This window comes from uncultured Tateyamaria sp. (assembly GCF_947494755.1).
Lineage (GTDB): Bacteria > Pseudomonadota > Alphaproteobacteria > Rhodobacterales > Rhodobacteraceae > Tateyamaria.
In genome coordinates this window covers 1-18,440 of the sequence record NZ_CANLVZ010000027.1, presented here as the reverse complement: position 1 = coordinate 18,440, position 18,440 = coordinate 1, and the positions used below count along the sequence as shown (strand labels likewise).

The 18,440-nt window shown below is 61.6% G+C and carries 12 protein-coding genes; 7 read left to right on the top strand and 5 right to left on the bottom strand.

Features of this window, described 5'->3' with window-relative positions:
• Positions 1 to 305 precede the first annotated feature (305 nt).
• From Q0908_RS19765 to Q0908_RS19750, 4 genes are all read right to left on the bottom strand, one after another.
• A complete protein-coding gene (locus Q0908_RS19765) occupies positions 306 to 1,487 on the bottom strand; it encodes an HlyD family type I secretion periplasmic adaptor subunit (RefSeq protein WP_299288851.1) in 1,182 nt (393 codons plus the stop codon).
• A complete protein-coding gene (locus Q0908_RS19760; protein ID WP_299288848.1) occupies positions 1,484 to 3,718 on the bottom strand; it encodes an ATP-binding cassette domain-containing protein in 2,235 nt (744 codons plus the stop codon). Before Q0908_RS19760 ends, Q0908_RS19765 begins: the two co-directional genes overlap by 4 nt.
• On the bottom strand, positions 3,715 to 5,055 hold the full coding sequence (locus Q0908_RS19755) for a TolC family protein (RefSeq protein WP_299288845.1): 1,341 nt from the start codon (positions 5,053 to 5,055) through the stop codon (positions 3,715 to 3,717). The genes Q0908_RS19760 and Q0908_RS19755 overlap by 4 nt, the downstream gene beginning before the upstream one ends.
• A gap of 126 nt (positions 5,056 to 5,181) precedes the next feature.
• On the bottom strand, positions 5,182 to 8,397 hold the full coding sequence (locus Q0908_RS19750) for an Ig-like domain-containing protein (RefSeq protein WP_299288842.1): 3,216 nt from the start codon (positions 8,395 to 8,397) through the stop codon (positions 5,182 to 5,184).
• 222 nt (positions 8,398 to 8,619) lie between these two features.
• On the opposite strand from Q0908_RS19750, the gene Q0908_RS19745 reads away from it, so the two are divergent.
• From Q0908_RS19745 to Q0908_RS19715, 7 genes are all read left to right on the top strand, one after another.
• Complete coding sequence (locus Q0908_RS19745) at positions 8,620 to 9,729, top strand: DUF4147 domain-containing protein (protein WP_299288839.1); 1,110 nt, start codon at positions 8,620 to 8,622, stop codon at positions 9,727 to 9,729.
• A 51-nt stretch (positions 9,730 to 9,780) separates the two neighbouring features.
• Entirely contained in the window at positions 9,781 to 11,766 is a 1,986-nt protein-coding gene (locus Q0908_RS19740) for a CocE/NonD family hydrolase (RefSeq protein ID WP_299288836.1), read from the top strand.
• Between the two features lie 130 nt (positions 11,767 to 11,896).
• Positions 11,897 to 13,489 (top strand): ABC transporter substrate-binding protein, encoded by a 1,593-nt coding sequence (locus Q0908_RS19735; RefSeq protein WP_299288833.1) that lies wholly within the window; start codon positions 11,897 to 11,899, stop codon positions 13,487 to 13,489.
• Between the two features lie 248 nt (positions 13,490 to 13,737).
• Positions 13,738 to 14,694 carry an ABC transporter permease gene (locus Q0908_RS19730; RefSeq protein ID WP_299288830.1) on the top strand — a complete coding sequence of 319 codons (957 nt, stop codon included), beginning with the start codon at positions 13,738 to 13,740 and terminating at the stop codon, positions 14,692 to 14,694.
• 124 nt (positions 14,695 to 14,818) lie between these two features.
• On the top strand, positions 14,819 to 15,637 hold the full coding sequence (locus Q0908_RS19725) for an ABC transporter permease (protein WP_299288828.1): 819 nt from the start codon (positions 14,819 to 14,821) through the stop codon (positions 15,635 to 15,637).
• A gap of 49 nt (positions 15,638 to 15,686) precedes the next feature.
• Complete coding sequence (locus tag Q0908_RS19720; protein WP_299288825.1) at positions 15,687 to 17,321, top strand: ABC transporter ATP-binding protein; 1,635 nt, start codon at positions 15,687 to 15,689, stop codon at positions 17,319 to 17,321.
• A 64-nt stretch (positions 17,322 to 17,385) separates the two neighbouring features.
• Positions 17,386 to 18,222 (top strand): alkaline phosphatase family protein, encoded by an 837-nt coding sequence (locus Q0908_RS19715; RefSeq protein ID WP_299288822.1) that lies wholly within the window; start codon positions 17,386 to 17,388, stop codon positions 18,220 to 18,222.
• On the opposite strand, the gene Q0908_RS19710 is transcribed toward Q0908_RS19715, so the two are convergent.
• Positions 18,219 to 18,392: a hypothetical protein gene (locus Q0908_RS19710; RefSeq protein ID WP_299288819.1), complete on the bottom strand. Its 174-nt coding sequence runs from the start codon at positions 18,390 to 18,392 to the stop codon at positions 18,219 to 18,221. The two genes, Q0908_RS19715 and Q0908_RS19710, sit on opposite strands and share 4 nt — an antisense overlap.
• Between the last annotated feature and the right edge of the window lie 48 nt (positions 18,393 to 18,440).

The window sequence follows — 18,440 nt, the reverse complement described above, 5'->3', positions numbered from 1 at the left end:
GCTAACCGGTCAGAAGAGGACCAAAACCTGAACAGTGCTAACTTATAAACACGGACTCTCAGGGGAGCAGGTCAAGACGTGCAAGGCTTTTCCGAAGCTGTTTTCAATTTCCTGAGAAACACCCCAGGCGTCGAAATCATCGAAGAGTTTACAGATATAAAATGAGCCACTTGAACGCCGAAACGGTGTTCGGATGCATATAAAAACGGAACCCTTTTTGCGGTCATGATCCGCAATGCCCACATCGACCCCAAATGCAGCATCGGTCACTCTGGGCTCCGACCCGCCCGTCGCCCATCGCCCGCCTAGGGCTCGCGAAACGCCTCGCGTGACTTGTAGAGCGGCTTCATCAGGTATTGCAAAACCGTCTTGGACCCAGTGTGCAATTCGACCTCTGCCTGCATGCCGGGGCGGATCGAGATGTCGCGTTGCCTGTCCGTCAGTCCGGATGTGTCCACCCGCAATGTGACCTTGTAATGGGGGTCGCCGTCGGGCTTGCGTTCATCCTTGAACGTGTCGGCCGAGATCAGTTTGACCTCCCCCTTGAGAGAGCCATAGATCGTGTAATCATAAGCACTTAGCTTGATCGTTGCATCCTGTCCGGGGCGCACGCCCGCGATGTCCTTGGGTGCGATACGGGCCTCGACGAACAGTTCTTCGTCCAGCGGTATGATTTGAAGGATTTCTTCACCCGGACGCACGACGCCGCCAATGGTGGTCACGCTCAGGTTATTCACGATCCCGCGCATGGGGCTGACCAGAACAGTACGGTTCAACTGGTCCTGTGCTGCCTTGTAGGTCTGGCGCAATGTGCTCAGTTCCTTGAGCGTATCGGAATAGGCCTGCGCGCGCTCGAGCTCGGTTTGGGTTTCGATCTCGTCCAGTTTGATGCGCGCATCCGCGTGGGCCTTGCGGGCCCGTGTCACCTCGATCAGGGCCACGATCTTGCGCTCAAGCAGGTCCTCAAGCAGCGCCTTTTCCTTGGCCGCCTGTTCCAGCACCCGCTGCGCTCCCTCGCGACGGCTGAGATAGTCGGTCTGGCGGGCCTGCAACAGCGCCCGCTCCGAGGCGATCAGCCCCGGCATCTGCTGTTCCAACGCCCCCGGCACCGCAAAGTCGAACTGACCCGCCAACTCGGCCTCAAGCCGCAACTGACGCACGGCTAGTGCGGTGGTCTGATCCTGCAGATCATCCGCCTGACTTTGAAACTGCGTGCCTTGCAGCCGCGCCAGAACGTCGCCTGTGTTGACGATATCGCCTTCGGCTACGGCCAGCTCGGCCAGAATGCCCCCTTCGAGGTTTTGAATGATTTGAGGGCGCGAGGACGAAATCATCTCGCCCGAGCCGCGCACGATCTCATCAACCCACGCAAAAGCTGCCCAGAGCACGAACACCAGCACCGCCCCGCCACACAGCCAGATCAGCAGCGAGGGGCCCCGCATCTCGCTTTCCAACTGCGCACCAAGATTTGTGGGGGCGACGCTCATGCGATCTTGCCCTTTATGGGAACGGACTTGCCGATATGCGCCAACACCTCGTCGCGCGGCCCGTCGATGGTCAGCCGCCCGTTGTGCAGGATCAGCGTGCGGGTGGTCAGCGACAGGATCGGGACGCGGTGGGTGGCGATGATCGCAGTACGCCCTTCCATCCATTTCTCAAGACGGCTCACAAGCGTGGTTTCCAAGGTCTGATCCAGCGCCGCGGTCGGTTCGTCCAGCAGACAAATCGCCGGATCCTGCAACCACAACCGCGCCCACCCGATGGACTGGCGTTGCCCGATGCTGAGGCCCTGGCCGCCGTCCAGAATATCCAGATCGAGCCCCTTGTGGTGCCCTTTCACAAAGGGCCCGAGGCCCGCGAAATCAAGGGCTGCGTACAGGCGATCATCATCCTGTTCGAGCATCGTCAGGTTCAGGTTGTCACGCAACGTCCCGGAAAACAGGCGCACGTCCTGCCCCAGATACCCCACCACACGGCGCAGATCGCGCGGTTCGATCTGGCTCATGTCCGTGCCGTCGATCAGCACGCGGCCCTTGGTCGGCGCATAAAGCCCCGACAGGATTTTCAGCAAAGAGGATTTGCCCGCCCCGTTTGATCCCAGCACGGCCACGCGCTGGCCCGGCATGATCTGCACGCCCGGAATGTCCAGCGTCGGCGCGCCCTCGTCGTCATATTGGAACTGCACTTCGCGCAGCTCGAAATGCCCGTTCAGCTCTTCGCGGCGCAGGTAGGTGCGTGTCGCATCGGTGTCTTGCGCGGCATGGGCGATCCCTTCGAGACCATCAAGGGCGGCCTTCACATTGCCCCACCGCGCCATGGTGCCTGCCAGTTGGGTCAGCGGGGCCAGCGTGCGCGAAGTCAGGATGCCGACTGCGATGATCGAGCCCACGGTGAATTGTCCGGCAAAGACCAGATAGGTGCCCGCGATCACCGCCGCCACATAGGTCATCTGCTGGATGCCCTGGCTCCAGAACGTCAAGGCCGACGCCAGACGGCGCTGGTCGGACGATTTCATCGCGCTAAGCGTGGTCAATTCCTGCCACAATCGCATCACACGGTCCTCACCGCGCTGCGTCTTGACGGTGTCGCGCTCAAAGATCGCCTCGTGCAAGAGCCGCGAGGACTTGGCGGACGCCCCTTGGGTTTCCTGCGTCAGCTGCAACATCCGCTTTTGCAGGAAAAATCCGGGCACAACCATCAGGATGCCCCCAAGGATCAGCACCCAAACCACTGGGCCTGCAATGGAGGCTACAAGCAGCAGAAAGACGCATATGAACGGGATGTCGGCAATGGTGCCGATGGTCGAGGCGGTGAAGAATTCGCGCACCGACCCAAATTCGCGCATGGCCGAGAATGTCATCGAAGGGGACTGGCCGCGCACGTCCGAGCGCATGCCGATCACCCGTTGCATCAACAGTTGGAGCACCGACAGTTCGATCTGCCGCCCTGCCCCATCCATCAGCCGGGCACGGGCCACTTTGATGAACGCCTCCATCAGCAAGGCCAGACAGGCCCCGGCGGCCAACACCCACAGGGTCGCTTCGGACTGGTGCGGGATCACCCGGTCATAGACTTGCAGCGAAAACAGTGCCACGGCGATCGCCAGCAGGTTGGCCACAAAGGAGCCAAGCGCGATCTCGGCCAGCGATTTGCGGAAGCGGTGGAATTCGCCCCAGAACCAGTGGGTTGCCGCAGTTTTGGTTTGATGAATTTCGGCCACGCGGTCCAGCGGCGCTTCGGCCCGCACGATCATGCCTGCAAAGAAGGGTGCAAATTCAGTGACCGGCACCTGCGCGCGATTGTCGGTGCAAGTTTTGTCATAAATCACCAGATCGCCACGGGTCTGGCCGAGCACCAGCACCACCTGCCCGCTTGTCATATAGGCCAGTGCCGGCCATTGATCGGCGTTCAGCACGTCAATCGTGCGCACCTGAGCGATCAGGCCCGCCGCCTCGAGCCCTTTGGCGATGGCCGCCGCCTCGACCGCGTCGCTGGCCCCTTTGGAGGTGGACAGACGCAGCGCGTCAAACACGTCCGCGCGGGCCGTATTCACCCCAAGGAGACGCGCAAAGGCGACCGAGAGGTCGGCGCGGGTGCGCAAGCGGTCTTCGAACCGGTTAGCGTTATCCGCGACAGGGCGTTCGGTGGTCTGGGCCGCCTTGATGCTGGCCCGGTTGCCGTTGGTGATGGTGAGAGTAAAGGGCCGCGCTTGGGTCAAATCTTGTCTCCATCCGCCAGAACGCCCTGCACGCGCGCCAATTCGATCTGCACACGCAAGGCTTCGTATTTCACAGTGACTTCAGCGACTTGCCGGGCGGCGAAGGTCTCATAGACGCCAACGACATCCATGACCTGACGGCGCCCTGCCTCGTATTGGTCCTGAAACAGGTCCAGGTTCGCCTTGGCCTGCGCGGTCAGCGCGCGCGCTTCGCCCGCCTGGCGTTCGGTGGCCGCGACACGGCCTTCAAGCCGACGCAATGTGCGGTTTGAATCCTCGGTCGCCTGCGCCACATCGCGCCCTGCCGCCTCTTTGGCCGCCTCAAGCGCGCGCAGCCGCGCGCCCGTGCCCAGACCAATGCCCATGCCGCCCGCCGTAATACCTGCCCCACTGTTTTCGCCCACGGTTCCCTGCGCACTGATGCCCGGCAACTGGTTGGCACGGTCGATCTGGAACTGCGCGATGTTGCGCTCTTTTTCCGCCTCGGCGCGGGTCACAGCCAGCGGTTGGGCGGCGGCGGCACTGATCATCAGCGTCTGCTGGCCACGCACATCGTCGAGGGGCTGGATCGCCATGGCGTTCAATTCGGCAATGGCCGTGGCCTCCGCCTCTTGGCCCGACGCGATGCTGGCGCGGATTTCGGCGAGCTTTTGGCGGATGACGTTCAGATCAGACATGTCCGACACCCCGCCCCGCACGCGTTCGGACATGATGTAGTCGAAATGTTCCATCTCGCGCAGGGTGACGCGGTGCAGGGCCGTGGCCTCGCGCGCCTCGGCGGCGTCAAGGTACAGCCCAAGGCCGGTGGCGACCCGGTCATTGGTGTCTTCGGCCAAGGCCACGGCGGCGACCTCGACATCTGCCTTGGCAAAGGCGCGTTCGCCTTTTTTGCGCCCATTGTCGAACAGGACCTGATCGACAACAATCTGGCTGATGATATCACCAAGCGAATTTAATGAGATACGGGGGCCGACCGTGGGCAGCCAATTCTTCGAGGCCGCCTCGGCGCGCAGCCGTGCGGCGCGCAATTCCGTTTCGGCAGCCCGCGCATTTGCGGCCAACACGGCTGTGGCCACCCGGTCATAAGCGCTGTTTGCAGGCAACACCGTCTGACGGGCCAGCAGCCCTTGGATCACCGCGCTGTCGACGTTCAGTGTCTCGTCATTCTTGGTTGGGGTTTCGCGCAAGGCGGCCGTGTCGCTTGGGGTCTCGACAGAGGTTTCAGCGCCCGTGTTCAGCCGCGCAACAAAAGGGACCTCCCCCATATCCGCCAGACACCCCGCTGTGAGCGAGATCGCGGCACACATTGCCACACCCTTGATACCACCTTGCCCCATAGTCTGTTCCCGTTTCGGGTTTTATCGTTTTTGAGGTTGGCGCGGTTGCGGGGGTCCGGTCCGCGCCTCATGTCTTGCTGGAATGCTCGAAATTGTTTTTGTTGTTCTTGCCCAGTGAAGTTTTGTTTACGCGATAGCCGTGTTCACGTTGATGTCGTCATCCAGGATGACAGTGCCTTCGGTGCCAAGCGAGTAGACATCATATGTCGATCCATCGACCTGCACCGACCCGGTGCGGCTGGCACCTGCAATCGTGACGGTGTCGTCGCTGCCGCCGTGGATGGTGACGGTGTTTGTCGCATCCGACAGCGCCACGAGCTGCGCTTCGGTGATGGTCAGGTTTGCCTCTTCCGCGAATTGCAGGTCGACGGCTTCGACTTCGTAATCGCTCAAGCCCCCGTTCGACAAATCCACGGTGGAGTTGGCGTTACCGTCATCCAGAACCACGTAGGTGCCCGAAGTGTTACCGGCCGCATCCGCCGAATTGACGATCAGGTGCGAGCCGTTGGGCACGTTCGAGGTGAAGGTGAAGTTCGTCTCGTTGATCGCATCGATGTCCGTTGCGATGACCGACACGTCGCTGATCGCGCCGCTGCTGTCGACCTGCGCCACAGAGAGATCGCCATCGCTTTGCTCGGTCGAGATGCCGCGAATACTGGATACGCCCTGGTTCACGCTGGCAACGACGGGGCCATCGGGAGCCTCGGTGTCGATACTGACAGTATCGGACAAGGTGTCGGTGTTGCCCACCGCATCCGTGGCCATAACGGTGATGTCCGCAGTATAAGTGCCCGGCGCAATGGCGCTTGGCGGAATGTCGAGCGACCAGTTTCCGGCCCCGTCCACAGTTGCGGCCAGAACCGTGCCGTGGAAATCAACCATCACGGTCGAGCCCGGCTCAACCTGCCCGCCAAGCGAGATGCCTTCGCGCGCTTCTGCGCCGTTGATGATATCATCGGTTGCGATGGTGTCCTGAATGGTCAGCTGATTGACCAACGTGTCGACCCGCACCGTATCGGTCACAGTCGCCACGTTGCCGGCCACATCGGTCGCCGTCACGGACACGCCAGTGGTGTATTCCCCGGTCGGGATCTGGGCGGCGGTGAAAGGGGCCTGCCAGTTGCCGTTCGCATCTACAATGGCCTGCACGGTGACCGCCCCCAGGGTGACAGCCACGCTTGAGCCCGGCTCAGTCGTGCCTGTCAGGATCGTGCCGTCAGACCGCTCGGCCTCGGAAATCACATTGTCGCCTTCGATCACGTCTGCGGCGACCGACAGGTTGTCGACTTGCGTGTCAACGTGAACGGTGTCCGTCACGGTAATCAAGTTGCCCGCGGCATCTGTGGTCGTTGCCGAAATGTTGGCATCATAGGTGCCCGCCGTAATCTCGGACGAAGTATAACGCGTCTGCCATACACCGCTCGAGTTCGCGACAGCCTGATGGGTCACACCGTGAAGGCTCACGTTCACAATCGCGCCTGGATCGGCCCGCCCGGACAGGATCACCCCATCGCTGGCTTCGACAAAGTTGATGACGTCGTCGGTCTCGATTGGCCCATCGAGGGTCAGCAACCCGGCTTCGGTATCCACATTGACGGTCTGGTTGATGCTGCGGGTGTTGCCAGCGGCGTCTGTCGCCGTTGCGATCATCTGCGATGTGTAGGTGCCCGGTGCAATATCGCTGGCCGCAAAGGTTGCGGTCCACGTCCCGTCTACCGCGACAACTGCTGCGGCTGTTGCGGTGCCAAGCTGCACGGAAACGCTTGATCCGGGCTCGGTCACGCCGGTGACCACCAGCCCCGACGTGGCCTCGGCCGCGTTGATCACGCCGTCCGCCCCGCCTGTGGTCGATGTATAGCTCAGCGCATTGACCAGCGTGTCGATTTCGATTGTGCCCGTCGCGGTCGAGGTGTTGCCCGCCGTGTCCGTGGCGGTGGCGCTGATGATCGCGGTCTGCTCGCCTGTTGGCACCTCGGCGGCGGTGTAGCCCACTGTCCAGTTGCCTGATCCGTCAACCGTTGCGGCCCGTGTGGTGCCGTTGAATGTCACATTCACGCTCGAGCCCGGCTGCGCGGTCCCGGTCAGAGTGATCCCGTCGGCGGCTTCTGCCGCATTGACGACTCCATCGGTTTCGACTGTGGCTGTGGCGATGGCCACCTCAGTGATGGTGTCGACCACAAGCGTGTCGGTCACGGTTGTGGTATTGCCAAAAGCGTCCGAGGCAATGACCGTGATGGTGCTGTCATATTCACCGTCTGCCAAAGTGCCAGCCTGCCATGTAGCCGACCATGCGCCGCTGTCATCGACTGTGGCGGTGCGCGTCACGTTGTCGATGGTGATCGACAAGGTCGCACCCGGCTCGCCCGTGCCGGTAAGGGTTACGCCGCTTGAAAGCTCGGCATCGTTGACCGTGTGGCCCACGCTTTGCACCCCTGTGCTGAACGCAACGGCGGGGCCGACCGTGTCGATCACGAATTCGGGGCCGTTGATTACGGTTGTCCCGCCGCCGGAGTGGCTGAAGTCAACCACAGGCGTGACAGTACCATCCGCAGGAAAGCTTGCGCCCTCATAGGTGACAGACCACGTTCCATCATTCGCGATGGTCGTGGTTTGAACGGATCCGCCCGCATTGACCGAAACTGTATCGCCAGGCTCGCCCGTGCCGGATACGACAAAGGTGTGGGTCGTCGTGTCATCGCCGCCGATATTGGTGGACGTGCCGACATTGTCGACAGTGGGCGTTGCCGGATCGGCGCTTGGGTCCGATGTGCCACCGGTTGTGGTCATGTCGTCGTCATCATCATCGCCGCCACCGCCACCACCAAGAACAGCCGCACCGCCCAAAAGGGCTGCACCCGCTGCCGCCGCGCCGCCGCCACCCAAAAGGCCCGCGCCCAAAAGACCCGCGCCAAGCATGGATACGTCATCTTCCTGACCTGCATATACGCCTGCGTCTGCAATCTCGGTCCGGCCCAGATAGATCAGGTCATCGGACGGGCTCCACTTGCCCCACTGCTCGGTCGGGCCGAATTGCGCAATCAGTTCGCCATCGGTGGTTTCGACAAAAGCCACCTCGTTCAGATAACCATCCGCCGAGATGAACAGGCGGTTCGCCTCGCCGATATCATTGAAGTAGTTTTCGAGGGTGATCTGGCGGCCATCCACCAGCGTGATCACGAGATCTTCGCCAACCCGTTGTTGGGAGACCATATCGATCTGCCGAAGATTGAGGGACATTTCCTGACCGGTTGTCAGCGCAACCGTCGTATTTCCGTCTTGAGGAACAACCCCACGCTGTAACGCGCCCGCACCATCGCGAACGACGAAATCAATCGCCTTCATAACACCACCACTCTCGCCTCTGGCCGCATTTTTGCGGTCCAATATTTTAGATGCCGCTGACGTTGTGTCGCCGTGCTGACATGCATTTATTCGGCCAGTGATAAGCGAATCATGATTCGGCGGCTAGAGTCTTTTTCGCAAACCACCCTAATTTACCGTAATTGCTAAGAGAAATTGTGGCGATTCGGACTCAGTCCGGTGGATATGCGGGAAGGACCAGCGATGAAAAATGCGGCAGACTTGGTGGCGCTCTGGCAAATTGGGGTCGATGCAGTGCGCGGCGACGCGGCTGTGGCGCGTGCTTTGACCGAAGGGCGCATTTCCAAACCGAGCCGTATTGTCGCCGTCGGCAAGGCGGCGACGGCCATGGCCACACCAGCCGCCACCGCATGGCCCGATGTGCCCTGCCTGATCATCACCAAGTACGGACACGCCGCCAACGCCCCCGCCCATGCCAAGGTGATCGAGGCCGCGCATCCGGTGCCGGACGCCGCCTCTTTGGCCGCGGGCCGTGCCCTGCAGGCCGCCATAAGCGCCTGCCCGGCAGGGTCCGAGGTGTTGATGTTGGTCTCGGGCGGGGCGTCGTCGCTCGTCGAAGTGCCAATCGAGGATCAAAGCCTCGAAACCTTGATGGCCAGCACGCAGGAGTTGCTCGCCGCTGGCGCGCCGATTGGGGAGATGAACGCGCACCGCACCGCGCAGTCCCAGATCAAGGGCGGCAAGCTTCTGGCCGGATTTCTAGGGGCGCGGGTTACGACGCTGGCCTTGTCGGATGTTGAAGGTGACGCGCTGATGACCATCGGCTCAGGCATCGGGGCCGCACCGCCCAACCCTGCCTTTGCGTTCCACTCCGAGATCATCGCCAGCAATGCCATTGCGCGCAGTGCCATCGCCGCCGCCAGCCCGCTGCCCGTTCAGCACAACAGCGAGACGCTTTATGATGATGTGGTCGCGCTGGCCCCGCGCATTGCGGCGACGCTGACCGCAGGGGCCGCAGGGCTGTATGTCTTTGGGGGAGAGCCGGTTGTTCAATTGCCCGCCACCCCTGGCCTGGGTGGGCGCAACATGGCGCTGGCCCTCGGCCTGGCGCGCGAGATTGCCGGGCGCGACGATATCCGTATTCTGGTCGCCGGAACCGACGGGACGGACGGCCCCACCGATGCGGCGGGCGCATGCGTCGACGGCACCACGTGGGATGACAGCGGCGCAGACGCGCTGGCCCGCGCGGACGCCTATCCCTGGCTTGAAGCGCGCGGCGCATTGGTCAAGACCGGGCCCACAGGCACCAACGTCATGGACGTGCTAATTGCGCATAAGGGTTCGGCGCGGTGATTCGGCCTGCTTCGCTTGACAGGTTCATCTTCGCGCGTAACCGTCGGGTGCATGAAGAATGCCCTGCGCGATATTGAAGAAACCCCCGATCTTGGAATTACGCTCACGGATGGAACCCGCCTGTCCGCCCGCGTATGGTGCCCTGTGGACGCCGCGGACGATCCGGTTCCTGTGATCCTTGAATACCTGCCCTACCGCAAACGCGACGGCACTTGCGCGCGCGATGCGCTGACCCACCCCTATTTCGCGCAGCGCGGCTATGCCTGTCTGCGCGTGGACATCCGAGGCAATGGGGACAGTCACGGATTGATGCGCGATGAGTATACGCAGCAGGAACTGGATGATGCGGTTGAGGTGATCCAGTGGGCCGCCGCCCAGCCTTGGTGCAACGGAAGCGTGGGCATGATGGGAATCAGTTGGGGCGGATTTAACGCCCTTCAGGTCGCGGCCATGTCCCCTGCCCCCCTCAAGGCGATCATCACCCTGTGTTCGACCGTGGACCGCTTTGCCGATGACATTCACTACAAAGGCGGCTGCCTGCTGAACGAAAACCTTGGGTGGGGGGCGACGATGTGGAGCTATTCGTCGCGCGCGCCCGATCCGGCTCTGCGCCCGGACTGGCGCGAGATGTGGCTGGACCGGCTCGAGAACGAGCCCTTTTTGCCCGCCACATGGCTGCGCCACCAGTGCCGGGATGCCTATTGGGCGCACGGGTCGGCGATCGATCACTATGACAGCATTTCGGCCAAGGTGCTGGCCGTCGGCGGATGGGGCGATGCCTACAAGAACGCAGTGCCGCAACTGGTGGACGCCTTGCCCGGTGCCAAGGGGATCATCGGCCCCTGGGTGCACAAATACCCCCACTTTGCAGTGCCCGAACCGCGCATCGGTTTCCTGCAGGAGGCCCTGCGCTGGTGGGATCGGTGGCTCAAGGGCATTCCAACCGGGGTAGAGGAGGACCCGGACTTGCGCGCGTACATCATGGACGGGGTGCGCCCGGCGACGTGGTACACGGATCGCCCCGGAACCTGGGTCGGCCAGAGCCGTGGCGGCGTGCATCCCGGCCCGACATCACAAAGCTGGTGGCTGGGCGATAGCACCCTCATCGGGACCGAGGCGGACACGGATACCAACGTGTCGTCGTCGGCGGATGTTGGCGCGCAAGGGGGGGAATACTGCGCGATCTGGCTGGGCCCGGAAATGCCCGGCGATCAGCGCCGCGATGACGCGCTGTCGGCCTGCTGGACCAGTGCGCCGCTCACAGCAGACACCGCGATCCTTGGCGCACCACAGGTACGCCTTACGCTGTCCTGCGACCAGCCCACGGCCCAGATTGCCGTGCGGCTGAACCACGTCCACCCGGACGGGGCCAGCACGCGGATCACCTACGGTGTGCTGAACCTGACCCATCGCAACAGTGCCGCGACACCTACCCCAATGGTGCCGGGGCAAGAGGTCGAGCTGGCTTTGACCCTGGACCATATCGGCTATACCGTTCCCGCCGGACACCGGCTGCGCGTCGCGATCAGCACCGCCTATTGGCCGCTGATCTGGCCCGCGCCTGCGCCCGCTACGTTGCACATCACAAAGGGGCGCATCGATCTGCCCGGCCCAACCGGCGACATCGCATGCCCGGCCTTTGCCCCGCCAGATGCGGCAGAGCCATGGCAGACCGAAACCTTGCGCGAAGAAGCCCACAGCCGCGTGAGCCAGACCGACCTCGTGACCGGGATCACAAGCCTGCTGATCGAGGATGATTTCGGCAAGGTACGCGATCTGGAGCATGGGTTGATCCACGGCTCAGTGGCGCGCGAACGGTGGGATATTCACCCAGACGATCCTCTTTCGGCTCGCGGCAGCTGCCATTGGACGGACGAAATGCAACGCGGTGACATCGTTTTGCGCACCGAAGCCCGGTGCGAAATGTGGTCCGACGCAACGCATTTCTATCTGCGCGCCGACATTGAAGCCTATGAAAACGACGAGCGGGTCTTTGAACGCAGCCTCGAAGATCAAATTCCACGCAACCGAATCTAGTTAGGGCCAGAGAGGATCGTGAACGCGGGCACCACCTTTAGCCCTTGCGGCCTTGGCTCAAATGCTTAACGTCACAGCATATTCACTTATAATCTGCGCAAAGATGCAGGAATCCAACCGGGAGACGATAATGTCACAAGACCTGAAACACCTGTCCGCACGCGTTGCGGCAGGCACACTGACACGCCGCGAATTCATGACCAAGGCCGCCGCATTGGGCGTCACGGCCGCTGTCGCCACTTCGATGCTGGCGGATGTTGCACATGCAGCGCCTGTTGCTGGCGGGACATTCAAAATGGGCGTGCAGGGTGGTGAATCCACCAACACCCAGGACCCCGCCGCATGGGCGTCCGATGTGCCGCTGGCCGGTGGGTTTCTTTGGGGCGAACCGCTGGTCGAACTCAACCCCGATGGCAGCCTCAAAGGCCAGGTCGCCGAAAGCTGGGAAGGCTCGGATGACGCCACGGTCTGGCGCTTCAAACTGCGCCAGGGCATCAAATTCTCGAATGGTGCCGACGTCACGACCGACGACATCATGCAGACGATGGCACGTCACTCCAACGAGGACTCCAAATCCGGTGCCCTTGGCATCGTGCAGGGCATCAAGTCCATGCGCACCGACGGCGACGTGTTCGAAGTCACGCTTGCGGTGGGCAATGCCGACCTGCCCTATCTGATGGCCGACTATCACCTGATTATCCAACCCAACGGTGGCTTTGATGACCCGGCGGCTGCGATCGGCACCGGTCCCTATACGCTGGAAAGCGATGAGCCCGGCGTGCGCATGGTCTTCAAACGCCGCCCTGACTACTGGGGTGGCGATCAGACCGAGGTCGCCCACTATGATAGTGTCGAGATCATCGTTCTGAACGACGCAACAGCGCGCACCGCAGCCCTGCAATCGGGTCAGGTCGATGCGATCAACCGGGTCGAGCCCAAGATCGCCAAACTGCTGGACCGCGCACCCACCATCAACGTGCAATCGACACAAGGGCGCGGCCACTATGTGTTCATCGCCCATGTCGACACCGCGCCGTTTGACAGTCTGGAACTGCGTCTGGCTCTGAAACACGCGTTGAACCGTCAGGAAATGGTCGACAAGATTCTGCAAGGCTATGGCTCCATCGGGAACGACATTCCGATCAACGCCGCCTATCCGCTGTTTGACGAGACGATCGCGCAGCGCGAGTTCGATTTGGAAAAAGCGGCCGAGCACTACAAAAAGTCCGGTCATGACGGTTCACCCATCATCCTGCGCACTGCCGATGGGGCGTTCCCGGGTGCGGTTGATGCCGCCGCGCTGTTCCAGCAGTCCTGTCAGGCCGCTGGCATTCCTCTGGAAATCAAGCGCGAGCCAAACGATGGCTACTGGTCCGAAGTCTGGAACGTGCAGCCCTTCTGCTGTTCCTATTGGGGCGGTCGCCCTGTGCAGGATCAGATGTACACCACGGCCTATCTGTCGACTGCGGACTGGAACGACACCCGTTGGAAGCGTCCCGAATTTGACGAGATGCTGCTCGAGGCCCGTGCCGAAATCGACGAAGGCAAGCGCAAGGAGATCTATTCCCAAATGGGTCGCATGCTGAACGAAGAAGGCGGCCTGATGGTGCCGATGTTCAACGATTTCGTTGACGCGATTTCGGCCAATATTCAAGGCTGGGAGCCGAACCCGAACGGACCCCAAATGTACTGGAAGTCGGCGAAATACACCTGGAAAGCGTAAAGCGGTCCGGTGTTTGCCACTGAAAATCCCGTTGCCCGGCACCGCTTGCCGGGCAACGCCCCCCCGACAGGGCACGTTGCTGACCTGACCCGCAGTGCCGCATACCCTTTGCCGCTGTCCGCGTCTTTCGCAGCCCGACACCCACACTCTGACACATCTGTGTCTGCGCCCGCGCAGCACCCCGCCTGTTTGTTGATTGCTCCGGCCCTGTTGCGGCCATTCCTCACTACGGAGGCACGCGCGTCCTCATGCACCCCGTCATAATACTGGTCGCCCAACGGCTTGGGCTTGGCCTCATCCTGCTTTTTGCGGCCTCCGCACTGATCTTCGGGCTGACAGAAGTTCTGCCGGGCGATGCGGCCCAAGCGATCCTTGGTCAGGCTGCAACGGCTGAAAACCTAGCCAACCTGCGCGCGGAGATGGGGCTCGATCAACCCGCAATCAGCCGCTATTTTCAATGGCTGGGCGGGATCGTGACAGGCGATCTTGGCAATGCGCTGACCAACAAGCTGCCCATCGCCGACCAGGTGTCGCGCCGGATGTCGGCCACGCTGTTCCTTGCGTTCTGGGCCGCCATCATTTCGGTCCCGCTGGCGATCCTGCTGGGCCTGATCGCGGTGCGTTACCAAAACCGCTGGCCGGACAAACTGATCTCCGGGGTGACCCTTGCCTCGATCTCGCTGCCTGAGTTCATGATTGCCTACATTCTGGTCTTCTTTTTCGCGGTCAAACTGTTCTGGGCCCCGTCCTTTGCCTCGGTTTCGCCGGGAATGCCGTTGCTGGAACAACTCCACGCGATCTCGCTGCCGGTGGCAGTGCTGACCTTGGTGGTGCTGGCGCATATGATGCGGATGACCCGCGCGGCCATCCTGAACGTCATGCAATCTGCCTATATCGAAACGGCTGAGCTCAAGGGGCTGACCACATTCACGGTCATCCGCAAGCACGCATTTCCGAACGCCATCGCGCCCATCGTGAACGTGGTGATGATCAACCTCGCCTATCTGGTTGTGGGCGTTGTCGTGGTCGAGGTGGTTTTCGCCTATCCGGGCATGGGCCAATATCTGGTCGATGCGGTGGTCAAGCGGGACGTCCCGGTGGTGCTGGCCTGCGGGGTGATCTTTGCCGCCGTCTATATCATCCTCAATATTGTGGCGGATGTGGTGTCTATCCTCGCCAACCCCCGCCTGAGGCACCCCAAATGAATTTTTCACCGAGAAAAATCATATCGTGCGACCAAGTGTCTTTGCGAAGCAAAGGCGCGGGGAGACCCCCATTCGCCATTCAAGGTGCAACAACTCCTCGCCCGACACTGAGAGACCAAAACCAATGCTAAAGAACATCCCGCTCTCAGCCGCGATCGGCCTGATCATCACCGGCACCTATTTTCTGGCGGCCATCTTTGCGGGCGTCATCGCGCCCTACGGCATGGCCGAAACCGTCGGCGATGTGTGGGAGCCGTCCTCGGCCGCTCACTGGCTTGGCACCGACCAGATCGGGCGCGACCTGCTGACTCGCATGATCTATGGCGGGCAAACCACGATCTTTATCGCCACTGCCGCCACAATCCTCAGCTTCACCACCGGCGCAGTCCTTGGCTTTATCGCTGCCGTGTCGGGGGGCTGGGTGGACCAGTTGATGAGCCGGCTTGTCGATCTGTTCATGTCGATCCCGTCGCTGATCCTCGCGCTCGTTATTCTATCCTCTATCGAGGCGACAGTGGTGACGCTGATTGTGATCATGGGGCTGCTGGACAGCACGCGGGTCTATCGCCTTGCGCGTGCGGTCGCCGTGGACATCACCGTGATGGACTATGTTGAGGCCGCCCGCCTGCGCGGTGAAAAGCTGAAATGGATCATCTTCCGGGAAATCCTGCCCAACGCGCTCTCCCCCCTCGTGGCGGAAATGGGCCTGCGGTTCATCTTCATGGTGCTGTTCATCTCCACGCTGTCCTTCCTCGGGATCGGGGTACAGCCGCCTCTGGCCGACTGGGGCGGAATCGTGAAAGAGAACAAGGAAGGGATCAACTTCGGCATCGGGGCCGCCCTTTACCCAGCCGTCGCCATCGCAACCCTGTCGATCAGCGTGAACCTGATCGCCGACTGGATCCTGACGCGCACCACCTCGCTGAAAGGGGGTCGCGGATGATCTTCATTGTTCCCGAAATACTTAAAAGCAACCTGACGGAGACGATACAATGACAACCCCTCTCCTTCAGGTCCGCGGCCTCAAAATCGGCGCAACCGTCTATCCGCCGGGTGAAAAACCCCATGACATCGAAATCGTGCACGGCGTCGACTTTGACGTCGAGGCAGGCAAGGTGCTGGGCCTGATCGGGGAATCCGGGGCCGGAAAATCCACCATCGGTCTGGCCTCAATGGCCTATGGGCGCGGCGGCGTCGAACTGACCGGTGGCGAGGTCATGGTCAACGGGCGCGATGTGCTGCAATCAAACTTGCGCGATATCCGCAAGCTGCGCGGAGCCGAGGTCACCTATGTGTCCCAATCCGCCGCTGCGTCCTTCAACCCCGCCAAACGGATCATGGAACAGGTGATCGAAGCCGCCGTCCTGCAAGGCAAGTTCTCAAAATCCGATGCCGAAGATCGCGCGCGCGCGCTTTTTGACAAACTCGGCCTGCCGGACCCCGACCATATCGGCAACCGCTATCCCCACCAAGTCTCCGGCGGGCAATTGCAACGCTGCATGACGGCGCTGGCGCTCTGCCCGGAACCCGACCTCGTGGTGTTTGACGAACCCACCACGGCGCTGGATGTGACCACCCAGATCGATGTGCTCAAGGCAATCAAGGACGCGATCCGCGACACCGGTGTCGCCGCGCTCTACATCACCCACGACCTCGCGGTTGTGGCGCAAGTGGCCGATCACATCATGGTGCTGCGCCAGGGCGAGATGGTCGAATACGGCACCACCGACCAGATCATCAACGCCCCGCAAGAAGAATACACGCAGGCGCTCGTCTCCGTCCGCTCAATCACGCACGAGGAAAAGCAACCGACCGAGCCTGTGCTGCGGGTCGAAAATATCACCGCGCGCTATGCGGGCACGAAATTCGACGTGCTGCACAATGTCTCGGTCGACCTCAGCCCCGGCCAGACGCTGGCGGTGGTGGGCGAATCCGGGTCAGGCAAATCCACGCTGGCGCGGGTCATTACCGGTCTTCTGCCACCTCGCGATGGCGCGATCACATTCGCCGGGCGCACGCTGTCACCGGATCAGCCCTCGCGCAGCCTCGAAGACCTGCGTGAATTGCAGATGATCTATCAGATGGCTGACACCGCGATGAATCCGCGCCAGACCGTCGGGACCATCATCGGACGCCCTCTGGAATTCTACTTCGGCCTTAAAGGCAAAGAAAAACAGCAACGGATTCAGGAACTGCTGGACGAAATTGAACTGGGCGAAGGGTTCCAGGATCGCTACCCGGCGGAACTCTCGGGCGGTCAGAAACAACGGGTCTGCATCGCGCGTGCGCTCGCGGCCAAGCCCAAGCTGATTATCTGCGATGAGGTCACATCCGCCCTCGACCCGCTGGTAGCCGACGGCATCCTGAAACTGCTGTTGAACCTGCAAAGGGTCGAAGACGTCGCCTATCTGTTCATCACCCACGATCTGGCCACGGTGCGCGCCATCGCCGACAGCATCGCGGTGATGTATCAGGGGCGCGTGCAACGCTACGGCACCAAATCCGAAGTGCTCACCCCGCCCTTTGATGACTACACCGACCTGCTGCTCAGTTCTGTGCCGGAAATGAAACTGGGCTGGCTCGAAGAGGTCATCGCCCATCGCAAAATGGAGAGTGCGGGCAACTAAAGCACCCATTTTCTTTTGACCAAAAATACGGTGGGGTTTGGGGCAAAGCCCCAAGTGCATTGCGATGAAAAACAAACTGCTGCTGATCATTCTCGACGGGGTGCCTTACCGCAACTGGCGCCGCCTCTTTGGCAATCTGGAAGGATGGGTGGACGCGGGCGACGCGGGCGTCTGGAGGCACCGTGCGGTGCTGCCCTCGATCTCGGCCAGTTGCTATGCCTCGATCCACACCGGCGTCGTCCCAGCAGAACATGGCTGCACCGGCAACGGCAACGTGTTCCGCCTGTCCCACCCGGACGTGTTTAGCCAAACCCGCGCCGCAGGCGGCACCACGGGCGCGGTCGCGCATTCTTTCTGGTCCGAGTTCTTCAACCGTGCGCCCTTCGACGTCGTGCGTGACATCGAATATGACGAACCCGACAGCGACACGATCAACCACGGGCGCTTTCATACGATGACCGGCTATGGGCTGGTTAACCAGATGACGCCCTCGGACCTCGATCTGTTTGGCACGCTCACCAGTCTTTGCACCCGGTTCGATCTGGACTACGGGATGCTGCACACCTGCACGCTGGACAGCATGGGCCACCGGTTTTTCCACGAAAGTCAGGAGATGGACCACGCTTGTTTCGTCATGGACGAGATGCTGGCCCCCTTCATCCCGCGCTGGCGGGCGATGGGCTATGAGGTCATCGTGACGGCTGATCACGGACAGGACGCGCGCGGCCACCATGGCGGGCGGGGCGACTTGCAACAGGATGCAGCGCTTTATTATTTCGGGGATGCAGACGGCCCCGATGCGGACACGATCATCGATCAGGTGCAGCTTGCCCCAACCATCCTCAGCCGCCTTGGCGCACCAATCCCTGACACGATGAAAGCCAAGGCGTTTCTGACCTAGGTGACAGCCGCCTTGTGGGCTGCAAACACCTCGGCCAGATGCGCGCTGGTCTGAAGGCCCCGCACCGTGCGGTGAAGCGCACCCTGCCCGTCAAACATCAACAGCGTCACATGGGGCACCCGGAATTTGCGCGCAAAGGCAGTGACCTGCTCCCCTGAAAAGTCCGGCATTTAGAGTTAGCCTGTTCTCCAACTGAGGAGACAGACGATGAAGAGAAG

Coding starts and splice junctions, on each gene's coding strand:
- Q0908_RS19710 (WP_299288819.1), bottom strand. CDS start 18,392: ATGCCGGACTTTTCAGGGGAGCAGGTCACTGCCTTTGCGCGCAAATTC.
- Q0908_RS19725 (WP_299288828.1), top strand. CDS start 14,819: ATGCTAAAGAACATCCCGCTCTCAGCCGCGATCGGCCTGATCATCACC.
- Q0908_RS19730 (WP_299288830.1), top strand. CDS start 13,738: ATGCACCCCGTCATAATACTGGTCGCCCAACGGCTTGGGCTTGGCCTC.
- Q0908_RS19765 (WP_299288851.1), bottom strand. CDS start 1,487: ATGAGCGTCGCCCCCACAAATCTTGGTGCGCAGTTGGAAAGCGAGATG.
- Q0908_RS19720 (WP_299288825.1), top strand. CDS start 15,687: ATGACAACCCCTCTCCTTCAGGTCCGCGGCCTCAAAATCGGCGCAACC.
- Q0908_RS19750 (WP_299288842.1), bottom strand. CDS start 8,397: ATGAAGGCGATTGATTTCGTCGTTCGCGATGGTGCGGGCGCGTTACAG.
- Q0908_RS19740 (WP_299288836.1), top strand. CDS start 9,781: ATGAAGAATGCCCTGCGCGATATTGAAGAAACCCCCGATCTTGGAATT.
- Q0908_RS19745 (WP_299288839.1), top strand. CDS start 8,620: ATGAAAAATGCGGCAGACTTGGTGGCGCTCTGGCAAATTGGGGTCGAT.
- Q0908_RS19735 (WP_299288833.1), top strand. CDS start 11,897: ATGTCACAAGACCTGAAACACCTGTCCGCACGCGTTGCGGCAGGCACA.
- Q0908_RS19755 (WP_299288845.1), bottom strand. CDS start 5,055: ATGGGGCAAGGTGGTATCAAGGGTGTGGCAATGTGTGCCGCGATCTCG.
- Q0908_RS19715 (WP_299288822.1), top strand. CDS start 17,386: ATGAAAAACAAACTGCTGCTGATCATTCTCGACGGGGTGCCTTACCGC.